The organism is Brasilonema bromeliae SPC951, from assembly GCF_012912135.1.
Classification (GTDB): Bacteria; Cyanobacteriota; Cyanobacteriia; order Cyanobacteriales; family Nostocaceae; genus Brasilonema; species Brasilonema bromeliae.
Genome location: NZ_QMEB01000007.1, coordinates 1 through 13282 on the forward strand (window position 1 = coordinate 1; position 13282 = coordinate 13282).

Sequence of the window (13282 nt, forward strand, 5' to 3'; positions counted from 1 at the left end):
TTCGATATTTGGTGTGGTTGCGTTATTGTCGTAGTTTGAAGCTTGCTGTAATGGTACAACTTCTGAAGTTTGAGGTGATGCTGTAGGCTCAAAAACAGGTGTCGTTGTTTCGATATTTGGTGTTGTCGGGTTAAATGTCTGGTTTGAAGCTTGCTGTAATGGTGAAACTTCTGAAGTTTGAGGTGATGCTGGTTGACCCAAAACATTTGCCGTTGCTTCGATATTTGGTATGGTCGCGTTATTGTCGTAGTTTGAAGCTTGCTGTAATGGTGAAACTTCTGAAGTTTGAAGTGGTATTGTTTGCTCAGAAACTGGTAGCGTTGTTTCTAAATTCGGTACAGTCGGATTAGTCTTCTGGTTTGAAGCTTGCTGTAATGGTGAAACTTCTGAAGTTTGAGGTGATGCGGGTTGACCCAAAACAGGCACAGTTGTTTCGATATTTGGTGTGGTCGGGTTAAATGTCTGGTTTGAAGCTTGTTGTAATGGTGAAACTTCAGAAGTTTCTGGTGATGCTGTAGGCTCAAAAACAGGTGTCGTTGTTTCGATATTTGGTGTTGTCGGGTTAAATGTTTGAGTTGAAGCTTGCTGTAATGGTGAAACTTCATGTTTACCCTTCTTATTAGTCTTGGAGGATTTGGTTGTTTTTTTAGGTTGAGGTTTAGAATCTGATGTCGGTTTGGATTTTGTTTTTCTCTGAGATTTCGGTTTATTATTTGCTTTTTTACGCTGAGGTGTATCTAAATCACCTAAATTATTTGAACTTAATGTCTCAGCTAGTTCATTGTTATTAACACTGCTGTGATTGCGAACTGATAATGCATCGGTACTATTAACACTGATGTCCTCATTTTGAGGATAACTTTCTAGTTCGGGAAATAAATCAATATTCCCATCACTATCATTCCAATAATTCAAATTTGCTAAAGAATCGGTGTTTAAAAATTTATTGTTTTGATGACTTGGCAATAAAAATTTTGATGTAGTTAGCGGTGTATACTTAGCAATAGGATAAGCGGAATTACTGAGACGATGATTAGATTCTTGTCTCAAAGTTAATCTATTGGGTTGGCATAAAGATTCACCTAAGCCGAGTCTATTGACTTTGCTTGCCAATGGTTGAATATCCATATAGTTTTATTTTGGTATTACTTAGACTCAAAGAATCCTGATTTCATCCGTGTTGACTTATTACCTCCACCTTTTTCTTTCCCGAATTGTAAACCTTCATAAGCTAAAGTTAATTCCTCAATTGCTGCTGCATTTCCATCTGCTTGCAATGCAGGCGCCTTCCATCCAATAGGAACAGCACCAATAAGTGTCCAACTCATCATCGTTTCACCTGCTTGATTAAAAACCAAAATATTTACATTGCGTCGAAATGTTTTTCCCTGTTCATCAAAAACTTCACTTATCCAATTCCAAAAACCTGGATGGTCAGTAACACCCCGCTTCAATGTCACGTCATTAAACTGGACTTGTCCCAAATACACCCTCTGTTGGTCGTTAACACCTCCTTCGTGGATAACCTTTTTCTGAATTTGGGCGCCTAGTCCTGAACATTCAGTGAAAGACGCAGCTATAGCGCTTTCGATCTCGATATAAAACCGATTGGTTGTAACATAATTTAGTTCATGAGTAATGTTGCTATTATTACTACCTGCCATCAGAACCACCTTTTTTGACCGTAGTTACTTACTCTCTCTCGCTGATTACGAATATCTTCAAGTAACAGTTCATACACTCTGCGAGTGAGTGTATTTAACAAAAGCGAGTCTTTAAGACATCGTTCTGCATATGAAGATACTCTGCTTGGATTAGATACTGCTGAAATACCAACATATCCTCCGGTTCCACCAACGTCCCCAAGAGGTGTGTAAAAGACTTCTCTTTTCTCTAAGTCCATAATTGTTATGTTTATTTTTAACGCGGTGTTCAGATTGTTCAGATTCCCGACTTCTTTAAGAAGTCGGGAATCTAATGTACCGCATCTGCTATTAAATCTAGGCTAAAGGTACAGCTTCAGAATCAAAATTAGCCAAAGGTCTAACTTGTATACTCGGATTTTAATTCTCAATTATCAACAAAACCAGATATTTCGGTTGCGATCGCGTAGCGTGTATTGTAGAAACCTAATTAATTAAGTCTCTACATGTGGGGTATAATTACATCACTGCGATCATAAAAGTAACTAGACCATCTTGACCAAGCTGTAAAGAATCACCGTTGAGTATGCGGTAAGATACACCAGAATTAAGAAGATTACCGTTTAAATAAACACCATTTGTACTGGTATCAACAATCATATAAGCATTTTGCGACCAGTCCCAAAATATACGGGCATGGCGTCGAGAAACAATTCCTTCGTGAGGAATGCCAGTTAGGTCAATTTCTGGTGGAGTTGGCATATTTTGACTTCTACGCCCGATCGAACCACCTTCACTCCTCAATTGAAACTCTCTACCGGTAGAGTGGACAAGTTTCAAAACTGGCAGTCTTGGAGGAGTTGCGTTGTAAACAGGGGGTGTTGGGGGTGAGTATTCGCGCTGCTGGTATTGTGTTGCGTAAGGAGGAGGTTGATAGCTTGGTTGTTCCTGTATTGGTGCTTGTGGTTGAACTGGTTGTGAGTTGGTTGGGTTACTTGGTGTAGAAGGAATTACATTACCTAAAGGAGTTGAACACCAAGGACATACCTTGGCATTGTTTGGCAAGGCACGATTAAAATATTCGCAGTTAGGGTTAGGGCACCGATTTGCAGGCATCATTTTTTATATGGTTAGGCATAGGTTGTAAGGGAACAAGACCTACCTGATTAAGTAAACACTGACCTTGACGGGTTTTTAGCAGTTCAGCAAAAGTAAAACCTCCTAACTGACGAGTATTGTCTTTAGGATACACTACATACAAAGGATATCCCAAAGGATAATTTGCTGTTCCATTTGCCTGAAAGCTTCTAGTATCAAAATCTGCTCGATCGCAGAAGTTATATGAAGGTTCAATTGGTCGTTTATTAATGGGATTTAACAGCGGTTGAATCGTTTTGTTGTTATCATTGACTATTGCTAAGGGATAACCCGAACACTGGTTCCAAGTTTTACTAAAAATACCGAAACTTATAATACCAGTCTGTCCTTTCTTGTTTGCAGTACGAATCTGTCTTTGGGTAAAATCTGTGGCTCTGATTCGAGTTTTGGTAATTTCCTCAAATAAAGCTATGTCCTGTGAATTGTTTTTAAGAACTAGCTTTTTGAATTGCTGTATCGCTTCTGGTTCAGTTGGGACATAACGTTCAATTGGAAGACGAGGAGCATTTTTGTTAATTTGATGCCAATCTATAATTTTGCCTGTATATATGCCACGCAGGTCTTCAAGAGAGATTTTACCATCCAATTTTTTATGGAGACTAAAGTCGTTTTGACTAAATGCAATAAACACCAGTAAACCATCATAAGCAACTTGTTGTGAATTCATATCAGGTGTGATATTGTCGAATAAAGTCGTTATGGCAAAGTCTTTTCCACCTTTTTGCACTTCTTCTATAGGTTTACTAACTTTTGTGATATCGCTAGACCGAACTTGTTGATAGGTAAATGTTACTTTTGCATCTGGTTTTGGATTGGTGAAGATATCGTTTAATTTCGTTTCGGCATTTTCAGCGTTCTGTCTCAAAATATAACTCCAAGTATCATCCTTTTCTCCTGTATAAGTAAATGTTCCAGAAGGTACGTTATCTACTTTAGAGAAATTTTGTGCAAGTCCTTGCCATTTTAAGTATTGATCTTCGTCGAGTTTGAAACGCTGCCAAAAGTAATACCAGATGGCGCCTCCCAGCAATAAAAAAGCCAGCACTCCCAGCCATAACCAATATTTTTTAAAAAAGCGCTTTTTTTGTTCTTGAGAGTCAGAAGATGGACGTAAATTATCACTTTCGTCGGGTTGAGGAAGTTTTAGCAGTTCTTGACGCGCAATTTCTGCACTTCCGTAAGGAGTATTGAGAGAAAGCAGACGATAGATAAACTGTTTTAAATAATTATCATTATCGGGCCATACTTGATGGTCTTTGGGGTCAAGCTGGGTTTGCCCAACCCATAACTGGAACGCTACTAACCCTAGAGATTCTAAATCCTGCACGTGAGTTTTCGCTTTGGGTTGAGGAATGCTAGGGGGAATAAATAGGTTTTCCCAGATAGCGAGATCACATAGATAAACTACAAATCTTTGTTTATTTTCGACTTTAATTAATACGCTATCTAAATTAATATTGCCATGCTCTAAACCCCGCTGTATTTGATTCGAAGAAAAACGCAGCTTTTGGGAGTGAAGAAACTCTAGAGTTTGTAGCACCTCACTCAACAACTCACGGACTTGTTCCGGCGTCATTGCACCATTTTGCTTTAAGTACTGTCTCAGCGTTTGGGATGGTTGTACATCTTTAGTAATTAAATAACAGCTTTCTCCTTTTTCGGGGCTAATAGCTTCCCAGGTTTGAATCAAGCGAAAGTTTTGAACTCGATTATCTGCTAAATCTATCCCTCCTACACGTCTAAAAGCTTCCTTACGTTTGTTTATTTCATCTTGGTTAAAAGTACGACTAGGTAACAAGTACTCTTTAATAATTACTGGCTGTTTGTCTTTTAGCTGTATACCCGAATATAAACGTCCAAAACCCCGTACGCCGAGAAACTTTGTTACCCGATAGCTACCCCTATACCCTTTAATCTCAGCTTCCTCCGGTAAAATTGTCGGAAAACCACACTCAAAACAAAACTTGGCGCCCTTGACTTCCTGCAAAGTTTCTATTACTTTTTCGCAATCCAAGTGAGCATTGTGAGAACAGGGGTACTCTTTGTAAAATAATTCGGTAGAAGACATAATATAAATTCACTCAATTAATACTAAGCTTGAACCAGTCCTAATTTGATAGCAGCAACAATTGCTTGAGTCCTACTACTGACTTTCAATTTCTCAAAAATATTCGTCAGATGAGCTTTGACCGTGGCGACAGTCACATATAGATTTTTTGCTATTTCTTCGTTTGAGGCGCCTTGAGTCAATAATTGTAAAACTTCTTGTTCTCTTTCGGTTAGATGTAACTGCGAAGACGCTTTATAAACGGAACTAGCATTTTCTTGAAAACAGCGGAAAAAACCACTTGCCGCTTCCGGTGGCAAATAAATTTCTGACTTAAGTACCGTATTAATTGCATCACAAAGCTGATTTGCCACACGACTTTTAAAAACATAGCCAGCGGCGCCTTTTTGCATAGCTTGAAAAATCCACTTATCTTCTTGGTGGGCAGATAAAACCAAAACCCGACCAGAGTAAGAAATATCTTTCAAGCGTTCCATAGCTGTTATTCCATCACTATTCACCAATTCTAAATCGAGCAAAATTAGATCGGGACTCTTTTGAATCGCTAATTTCACAACTTGCTCAACACAATCTGCTTCACCTACAACATTCACAGGTAATGAAGCACTAGTGCTATAAAAACCCAAAAGACTTCGCAAGCCTTGACGAAAACGCTCTTCATCATCTACTAGTAAAATCGAAATTTGTTTATTGTTCATAATCTTTTCCATATTGTGAGATGCCCGTCGAAGCCCGTCTTAGTAATATTTCTTTTTAGTAGGTAATATCAAACAAAACTGTGCCCCTCCTGCGGATAAATTATCTGCCCAAAGATTTCCACAATGGTCTAATACGATTTTTTTGGCTATAGTTAGACCCAATCCTGTACCACCAGGACGCTGCGAATAAAACGGAGTGAAAATTTTTTGCATGTCCAAGAGTGAAATTCCTAGCCCTTGGTCTGAAATTTTAATTAATACTTCGTCGTAAAAAACCTGCCAACTAAAGGTGATGACGCCAGAATTAGGGCTAAAGTGAATCGCATTACTAAGTAAATTATCAAACACTTGCTTCATCTGTAACTTATCTAAAGGTAAAGTAGCAGATGTATCAGGGATGTTAACTTTTAATTGTTTTTGATTAATTAACGGCTGTAAATATTTTATACTTTCGTCTACTATACTTCTGAGGTCTTGAGGAATTATTTTTAAATTAGACTCTTGACCACAGGAAATTATATCGGTGAGATTGGTATCTAAATCATTCACGCTCTCGCAAATGATTGTTGCTTGCTCGCGCCAAGAATTATCTTTTAAGCCCAAAAATAAATTGTGTGCGTAAAGTTTGACTAGAGCAATGTTATTCCGCAATTGATGACCAACTTTATGAAGCACCTGTTCTAGTATCTCAGTCTTAGACTTTTGCTGCAAATTATCTAAGCATATATCTATATATTGATTTAGCATTTGGGCTGCATTTGTGACGTAACGCCGCGATTTCTCCCCAAGAGGTGTGTGAGTGATTATTTGAACATATTCTGGTTTTTGATTTGTATAACGGATAGGACAAATGTAAGAAAAATATTTTGGAAACTGGGCAAGTTGAAATTCATGTACATTCCAAACATGAGGAAAATCTGTTAACCAAGCTTCCGAGCGTAAATATGCTATTTCTTGTTGAGAAAAGCTAGGTTGATTATCTGCGTATTCGATTCTTTCTTTAAATGCTTTTAACGAAGGATTGTAGTAAAGTATACGGACAAAGCAAATTGACTCATGAAAGGTAAGTTGTTCTGCTTGTAACCCAATAAAAGTTTCTGTATCAAATGCGTGTAAATCATGGCAGTTACTTTTTTGTTTTTCAAGAGAGAAGCTGATATTCATAGCTTTACTCACTTTGATAGTAGATTCTGGTTTCCCTTTACTTCTACTTAGTAGATGTTTAGCTTTCCTTATGCAGCAAAAAGCAGCCTTCTTAGTATATCTTCATATTTTTTAATATTACGTAATTATTACTTATAAGAAATAAATGATTTTTGAGTTTGGACGAAATCTCGACAAAAGTCTAATTACCAGAAGAGTTTGCATTCATATAACCTAGACATATCTGAGAAGCGTTAGTAGCAAGTATGGACATCATGCTTACATGATTATTTATATTCTTCAAACCCTAGCAGGAATTATCGCTGGAGGAACATCGCTTTCTAGTACGGAGCAAATTGAGTTTAGTCATCCGAGTAATCGTAAAGAAGAAGGTGGAGGACCGATTCTCAATTTGTACGTTTATGACATTCGTGAGAGTAAGCAAATCCAGCATTCGGGAAGGCAAGTTGAACGCAAGCTGACAGAAGCTAAGCAAGTTGAAAGCCAGCGCAAACAAGTTACGCAATCTGCTTCTTTGAATTGGTCTCCGACCTGGTTTGATGTTTCTATGCTACTAACGGCTTGGGATCGGACGGCTTTAGGTGAGCATTACCTGCTTTCGCAAGCTTTAGGTGTACTACTACGCCACCGTGCCCTCAAGGAAGAGTTTCTGGTTCCCGAATTGCGCGGTTATGGAAATTTGAATCTGACGGTTGCTGTAGAACCGCAAATTGAAGCTGGATCTTTGTGGAGTGCGCTAACTATTGCTTTACGTCCAGCTTTGTATCTGATGGTGACAGTTCCTGTAGTGCCGCAAGTATCGCCAGTATATTTAGTTTGGCAACGGACTATCGGAGTAGACAATAATTTTCAACCTGAACTTGAACTGGAAAATGCAAGTGTTCATAGAAATGGAAGTATTGAAAGTTTCACCAAGCGGGTAGTAGTCGCAGGAATAATCAAAAACGCTGTTACCAATTTACCGATGAAGGAAGCAAAAGTTGAGGTGATCGGAACTAAAGAATCAACTACTACCAATAAAGAGGGGTTGTTCTACTTTGAAGAACTTCGTAATGGTAACTATGTATTACAAATCAACAGTCCGGGATATTTGCCCCTTCAAGTCAATGCTTTGGTAGATGGTTCAAGCTGTACCTTCAAAGAAATCTCATTAAATCCGGCGTAGAGACGCGAAATTATGCATCAATTCGCGATATATCGCGTTTATGCAGATGGTTGATTAAATTTTTACATTGGAGATATTTTTATGGCAAGACTGGATTATTTTGCTCCGGGTGTCTATATCGAAGAAATAGACCGAGGTAGTCGTCCAATCGAAGGTGTTAGTACGGCAATTGCTGGATTTGTAGGCTTTACTGAAGATGTGCGCGGTGGGGCTGAATTGTTCAAGCCGATGCTTGTTACTAACTGGACACAGTATTTAAACTATTTTTCCCGTCCCAATTCGGATGGTTTTACTGATTTCAATGCTTATTTGCCTTTTGCAGTTTATGGCTACTTTATGAATGGTGGTGGTCGCTGCTGGATTACCAGTATTGGTACGCAGTTACCCAATGCCCCCAAACCACCAGACCCACAACCAGCTTCAGTTCGGATTACTGGTCGAGGCAATCGTCCTTCGCTACAGTTTACCATGCGTCCGGAACAAATTGCCGCAGGCACGATGACAATCGTGATTAGCGATAGTGGACCTCGCCCGTTACCAGAAGGAACAGAAGGATCTGTCCCACCGAATACAGGTGAATACTTCAAGGTGCAAATTCGTCGAGGAGATGAAACTCTCGAAGAATATGACAACTTGACAATGAACCGCGAAGGCAATGGCCAATTTGCAACTTATGCAGTTACGGCATTGCGAAATTCGATGTTCATAACCATCGAAGACATTTCTCAAACTGGACAACCTTTAGGGCGTCGTCCCGGAAATGGTCAATACGAACTTACAGCACCAATACCTGCCACGCCACCCGATAGATTTTCCAGCGATATCGAGGGTGTACGCGACGATCGCACAGGGGTACGCGGTCTATTTGAAATCGATGAAATCACAATGGTTGCTTGTCCTGACTTGATGCGTGCGTATCAATCAGAATTGATGAACTTAGACCAAGTTCACGCCATCATGGAATTGATGCTAAGCATGTGCGAAGGCGCCAACACTGGGGATATTCCTAACCCGCCCAACCGCATGGTAGTTCTTGATTCTCCTCCTGACTGTCCCAAACCGCAGCAGGTTGTAGAATGGTTGAACCGATTTAATCGCCGTTCCATGTTCGGTGCCCTTTATTATCCTTGGATTAAAGTCGCTAACCCACGCGATCGCGGCAACCCAATCAGCGTTCCTCCTTGCGGTCATGTGATGGGTGTTTGGGGTCGTACCGATGAAACTCGCGGAGTTTACAAGGCACCCGCCAACGAAGTACCCAGAGGTGTTATCGGTTTAGACTACGATACCAATTTCCGCGAGCAAGAACTTTTAAACCCATTGGGTATAAATTGTATCCGGAGATTTCCCAATCGAGGGATTCGTATTTGGGGCGCCCGTACACTAGTTGAACCTGATAAAACCGAATGGCGTTATATCAGCGTTCGTAGATTGATTAGCTACATCGAAAAATCTTTAGAACTCGGTACTCAATGGGTAGTATTCGAGCCAAACGACGAAGATTTGTGGGCACGCGTGCGCCGAACTGTCAGTAATTTCCTAGAAAGAATCTGGCGTGAAGGAGCATTATTTGGAGCCTCACCCGAACAAGCATTTTACGTTAAATGCGACGAAGAATTAAACCCACCAGATACCAGAATTCTAGGTCGTTTGTACATCGAAGTCGGTGTATGTCCCGTTAGACCAGCAGAATTCGTCATCCTCCGTATCAGTCAGTGGAATGGAATTGAAGACGAAGAGTAACAAAATTCTCGTTTTGTCTCTCTTTCTTTGTGTCCTTTGTACCCTTTGTGGTTCGTTTCTTAATCTACATCTTCACAAATTAAACAGGAGTATAAAACATCATGCCAGGAGAATTTCTTACTGCTTGTAAATTTTACTTTGAAGCAAGTGTAATCACTGATAAATTTATCAAAGAAATCAGTGGCTTGGGTGTAGAAAATACCCCTGCACAGGAAGTTCACGGCTCATCAAAAAAAGGAGTAATCTCGCGCCAAGCAACACCAACTGTCGTTAAATTTACTAACATAACAATAAAAGTTATAGCGACTGATGATAAAGATCTATATGCTTGGTATAAAAAATGTAACGAAGACATGGGGGATCCACGTCAGTGGATGTCTAATCGTTATGATGGTTCGGTAGTAGCTTACGACCAACAAGGTACTGAAAAAGCACGTTGGAACATAAAAAGATGTTATCCCTGTAAATATACAGGACCCACCTTAACAGCATCGGGTGGCGATATGGCAAATGAAACTATTGAATTAGTACACGAAGGAATTGAACGTATTCTGTAAGAAGGGGAAAGGGGGAAGAGAAAACAGTGGTACAAGCTGGGCAAAATCCTGAGATTCTTACGGCACATCGTTTCTATTTAGGGCTAGCGCTAGACGGGCAAAAAGATTCTGATGCTTACTTTTTAGAGTGTCAAGGTTTTACAAGAACACAGGATGTCATTGAAATTTGTGAGGTAACATCCCAAAGTTGGGGAACTGGACAATCTAAAGGTTTACCAGTCAGAACCAAAATTCCCGGCAATGTTAAGAGTGGCAATATTACTCTCCGTAGAGGGATGACCAACTCAATAGATTTCTGGAACTGGTTTGATAAAGTTCAAACAGGTGGGTGGGCAAAGCAGCGAAAAATGGTTTCTTTGTCGATTTACAATCAAGCAAGTGTTGAAGTTGCCAGGTTTGAAATGGAAGGTGCTTGGCCCACTCGTTACAAAATTGCCGATGTCAACGCCCGCAGCACAGAAATAGAAATTGAGGAAGTCGAAGTGGCTTTTGAGGAATTCAAACGAGTGAAATAATTGGAGGTTGAATACAGACTATGTTTGCAACAGAGTTTGAGATTACATTGCCAAAAGGGTATATAGACTCCGACGGCAACCTCCATCGTAAAGGTATCATGCGTTTAGCAACAGCGATAGACGAAATTTCTCCTTTACGTGACCCGCGTGTTAAAGCTAATCCAGCTTATGCCACGATTATTATTTTGGCGCGTGTAATTACTAGTTTAGGTGCCTTATCTGAAGTTACTCCTGCAATAGTAGAAAACTTCTTTAGCCAGGATTTAAATTACCTCCAAGATTTTTACCGTAAAATCAACGGCTTGGAACCTGCAACTCCCCCAATTTCAGATTCTCAACCCCCGGTTTCAGATTCCCAACTTCTTGAAGAAGTCGGGAATTCAAAAATCCCATAAAATTAAGAATTTAGATGCGATATATCGCGTCTCTACATTATTTATGCGTCGTAAGGAACTTTGTACTGAATTCAATTTTACGCTTCCTAGAGGATTAATCGATTCCCAAGACCGGGTACATCGTCATGGTGTTATGCGTTTAGCTACTGCCAAAGATGAACTTTGGGTGCAGCAAGAACGTAAAGTTCAGGAAAATCCAGCTTACGGCGCTTTAGTGATGCTTTCGCGGGTCATCTCGCGCTTAGGCAGTTTGAACTCTGTAACTCCCGAACAACTCGAAGAGTTAGTATTGCGTGATATTTATTACCTCAGAGAATTTTACAACCGAATTAATCAGCAATCGAATGCATATATCCCAGCCCATTGCCCACACTGTGATACGCAATTTAACGTGAGGTTAGAGTTAGCGGGGGAGTCATAAGCTACCCCTCAGATACTTTATATGAGGAGGTAGCTTTTATTGCTTACCATTTTCACTGGTCGCAAGACGATATTTTAAACCTAGAACATATTACTCGTCAGCGATGGGTAACGGAAATAAATAAGATTAACCAGAAAATTAACTAGAACATCAATATGAAAGTCAAAATTTCCATATCTCCAACACAAAGCGAATTCGAGGAAGTTGATCTGACTCTAACAACCAGACGAGGCGCTGAATGTTTAATTGGTCGATCTCCTGATTCTGATTTGGTTCTCGATAGTACTGATGTTAGTCGATCGCATGGTAAATTTTTTTCTCAAGGAGGAAATTATTATTTCTGCGACCTCGGTAGTCGGAATGGATCGATAGTCAACGGCAAATTGGCTGAGAAAAACCACTCATACATACTCAAAGATGGCGATATTATTCGCATCGGTGATTTTGTGTTGGTGATAGAAGATGAAATGCCAGATAGCCAGCAAGCGGAAACAGTAGTTAGAATTATTAATCCTTCGGAATTTTCTAACTGGCGCCAAAATCAAAATCAAAGTGCTACACCACAGGAATTACAACCTGTTAATAACGAATCAGTTAGTTCTGTTCCTGCTGCCGAAATTAGTCAAAAACATGAAGAAGCAGAAATTGTTAATACATCTGAAGAAGTAGAACAATCTAAAGAAATTTTTATTCAGCCTGACGATATTGTCACACCTGATAACGCTATCCCCTCTGCGCATGGAACAAGCGCGTCAGATGTTGCCTTACAAGCCACAGCAGAATCTGACGCCAGCGAATCCGATCGCATTGTTCAAGCCCACGATCTCGCCAGTCCAGCACCGGAAACCGAGAATGTTTCAATCATAGAACACGATATTAAGGTGTCTGAGTATAGCATTGTTCAAGCCCACGATCTCGCCAGTCCAGAACCGGAAACCGAGAATGTTTCAATCATAGAACACGATATTGAGGTGTCTGAGTATAGCATTGTTCAAGCCCATGATATCGCCAGTCCAGAACCGGAAACCGAGAATATTCCTAATGTAGAACATGAGGAAGAAATTGCTCCACATACACAAGAGCAAGAAAGAGAAATTATCAAAGCAATAAACAGCGAGCGCGAAAATTTTGATTTAGATACACCATCTCAACAAACAGAGAAAGAATTGGTGCTTGAGGACACTTCTATTTTAACACCACATGAAAGCGAATTAGTAGCGACAAGTCAACAGACTGAAGAAATTCCATCAGAAAATCAAGAATCAGAAGAACTAGAAGAACAAGAAAAATCATCTATACAGCTTGCTAAAATTCTCGAAGAAAAACAGATCCTGCTTGTCGCTCACCAGAGCAAAAAATCTGAACTTACAGAATTAGTATCTGAATACAAAGAATTTTTATCGTACTGCTTAACGAGAACATGGCAAACTTTCAGCGATGATTTGTACAAACAAACAGGTCTAAGCGTCACCCAAGAAATTCCTCCAGCGAATTCGGGAGGGTATCAAGCAATTAACTCACTAGTTAACTCTGGAGAAATTCTCGCAGTAATTTATCTCAGAGACTTAATGATGGCGCCTCAACAAGGTCAAGCAAGTGAAGAAGCACTATTGAGGATATGTAATATCAACAATGTTTTACTTGCCACGAATTTACCAACAGCAAAAGCAATTCTTTATTATCTCAAAAATTTGAAAGATTAGCAGTTCGTAGTAAACACTTCAGCGCTTATATTTTGAAGAACTGAAGTCCTTA

15 protein-coding genes are annotated in these 13282 nt (G+C 39.8%); 8 read left to right on the forward strand and 7 right to left on the reverse strand.

The genetic code is table 11. From position 1 onward, the window contains the following. The 7 genes from DP116_RS01740 to DP116_RS01770 form a co-directional block, all read right to left on the reverse strand. Positions 1 to 1128, reverse strand: a 1128-nt coding sequence (locus DP116_RS01740) for a hypothetical protein (protein WP_422614240.1), incomplete at its 3' end; no start/stop codon positions are given. A gap of 17 nt (positions 1129 to 1145) precedes the next feature. Next, complete coding sequence (locus DP116_RS01745) at positions 1146 to 1664, reverse strand: phage tail protein (RefSeq protein WP_169153533.1); 519 nt, start codon at positions 1662 to 1664, stop codon at positions 1146 to 1148. Further along, entirely contained in the window at positions 1664 to 1903 is a 240-nt protein-coding gene (locus DP116_RS01750) for a hypothetical protein (protein ID WP_169153534.1), read from the reverse strand. Before DP116_RS01750 ends, DP116_RS01745 begins: the two co-directional genes overlap by 1 nt. 259 nt (positions 1904 to 2162) lie before the next feature. Then, positions 2163 to 2762 (reverse strand): FHA domain-containing protein, encoded by a 600-nt coding sequence (locus DP116_RS01755; RefSeq protein WP_246275439.1) that lies wholly within the window; start codon positions 2760 to 2762, stop codon positions 2163 to 2165. Beyond that, positions 2737 to 4869, reverse strand: coding sequence for a substrate-binding domain-containing protein kinase family protein (locus DP116_RS01760; protein WP_169153535.1), 2133 nt, complete (start codon positions 4867 to 4869; stop codon positions 2737 to 2739). Before DP116_RS01760 ends, DP116_RS01755 begins: the two co-directional genes overlap by 26 nt. A gap of 23 nt (positions 4870 to 4892) precedes the next feature. Beyond that, the gene (locus tag DP116_RS01765) at positions 4893 to 5579 is read right to left on the reverse strand and encodes a response regulator (protein WP_246275440.1); all 687 of its coding nucleotides are present in this window, start codon (positions 5577 to 5579) and stop codon (positions 4893 to 4895) included. Between the two features lie 27 nt (positions 5580 to 5606). Beyond that, entirely contained in the window at positions 5607 to 6731 is a 1125-nt protein-coding gene (locus DP116_RS01770) for a sensor histidine kinase (protein WP_169153536.1), read from the reverse strand. A gap of 262 nt (positions 6732 to 6993) precedes the next feature. On the opposite strand from DP116_RS01770, the gene DP116_RS01775 reads away from it, so the two are divergent. From DP116_RS01775 to DP116_RS01805, 8 genes are all read left to right on the forward strand, one after another. After that, positions 6994 to 7896: a Pvc16 family protein gene (locus tag DP116_RS01775; protein WP_169153537.1), complete on the forward strand. Its 903-nt coding sequence runs from the start codon at positions 6994 to 6996 to the stop codon at positions 7894 to 7896. Between the two features lie 81 nt (positions 7897 to 7977). Continuing rightward, positions 7978 to 9639, forward strand: coding sequence for a phage tail sheath family protein (locus DP116_RS01780; protein WP_169153538.1), 1662 nt, complete (start codon positions 7978 to 7980; stop codon positions 9637 to 9639). 101 nt (positions 9640 to 9740) lie between these two features. Then, positions 9741 to 10196: a phage tail protein gene (locus tag DP116_RS01785; protein ID WP_169153539.1), complete on the forward strand. Its 456-nt coding sequence runs from the start codon at positions 9741 to 9743 to the stop codon at positions 10194 to 10196. A gap of 26 nt (positions 10197 to 10222) precedes the next feature. Then, complete coding sequence (locus DP116_RS01790) at positions 10223 to 10711, forward strand: phage tail protein (RefSeq protein ID WP_169153540.1); 489 nt, start codon at positions 10223 to 10225, stop codon at positions 10709 to 10711. A gap of 20 nt (positions 10712 to 10731) precedes the next feature. Then, positions 10732 to 11106: a hypothetical protein gene (locus tag DP116_RS01795; RefSeq protein WP_169153541.1), complete on the forward strand. Its 375-nt coding sequence runs from the start codon at positions 10732 to 10734 to the stop codon at positions 11104 to 11106. 43 nt (positions 11107 to 11149) lie between these two features. After that, the gene (locus DP116_RS01800) at positions 11150 to 11527 is read left to right on the forward strand and encodes a phage tail assembly protein (RefSeq protein WP_169153542.1); all 378 of its coding nucleotides are present in this window, start codon (positions 11150 to 11152) and stop codon (positions 11525 to 11527) included. Further along, on the forward strand, positions 11524 to 11673 hold the full coding sequence (locus tag DP116_RS30085; protein ID WP_339381556.1) for a DUF6760 family protein: 150 nt from the start codon (positions 11524 to 11526) through the stop codon (positions 11671 to 11673). Before DP116_RS01800 ends, DP116_RS30085 begins: the two co-directional genes overlap by 4 nt. Positions 11674 to 11682: 9 nt before the next feature. Next, a complete protein-coding gene (locus tag DP116_RS01805; protein WP_169153543.1) occupies positions 11683 to 13230 on the forward strand; it encodes an FHA domain-containing protein in 1548 nt (515 codons plus the stop codon). Positions 13231 to 13282: the final 52 nt, after the last annotated feature.

Bases quoted from the DNA above. Each gene is read 5' to 3' on its own strand.
- DP116_RS01780 (WP_169153538.1), top strand. From the start codon at position 7,978: ATGGCAAGACTGGATTATTTTGCTCCGGGTGTCTATATCGAAGAAATA.
- DP116_RS01805 (WP_169153543.1), top strand. From the start codon at position 11,683: ATGAAAGTCAAAATTTCCATATCTCCAACACAAAGCGAATTCGAGGAA.
- DP116_RS01755 (WP_246275439.1), bottom strand. From the start codon at position 2,762: ATGATGCCTGCAAATCGGTGCCCTAACCCTAACTGCGAATATTTTAAT.
- DP116_RS01775 (WP_169153537.1), top strand. From the start codon at position 6,994: ATGATTATTTATATTCTTCAAACCCTAGCAGGAATTATCGCTGGAGGA.
- DP116_RS01765 (WP_246275440.1), bottom strand. From the start codon at position 5,579: ATGGAAAAGATTATGAACAATAAACAAATTTCGATTTTACTAGTAGAT.
- DP116_RS01800 (WP_169153542.1), top strand. From the start codon at position 11,150: ATGCGTCGTAAGGAACTTTGTACTGAATTCAATTTTACGCTTCCTAGA.
- DP116_RS01770 (WP_169153536.1), bottom strand. From the start codon at position 6,731: ATGAATATCAGCTTCTCTCTTGAAAAACAAAAAAGTAACTGCCATGAT.
- DP116_RS01785 (WP_169153539.1), top strand. From the start codon at position 9,741: ATGCCAGGAGAATTTCTTACTGCTTGTAAATTTTACTTTGAAGCAAGT.
- DP116_RS01795 (WP_169153541.1), top strand. From the start codon at position 10,732: ATGTTTGCAACAGAGTTTGAGATTACATTGCCAAAAGGGTATATAGAC.
- DP116_RS01745 (WP_169153533.1), bottom strand. From the start codon at position 1,664: ATGGCAGGTAGTAATAATAGCAACATTACTCATGAACTAAATTATGTT.
- DP116_RS01760 (WP_169153535.1), bottom strand. From the start codon at position 4,869: ATGTCTTCTACCGAATTATTTTACAAAGAGTACCCCTGTTCTCACAAT.
- DP116_RS01750 (WP_169153534.1), bottom strand. From the start codon at position 1,903: ATGGACTTAGAGAAAAGAGAAGTCTTTTACACACCTCTTGGGGACGTT.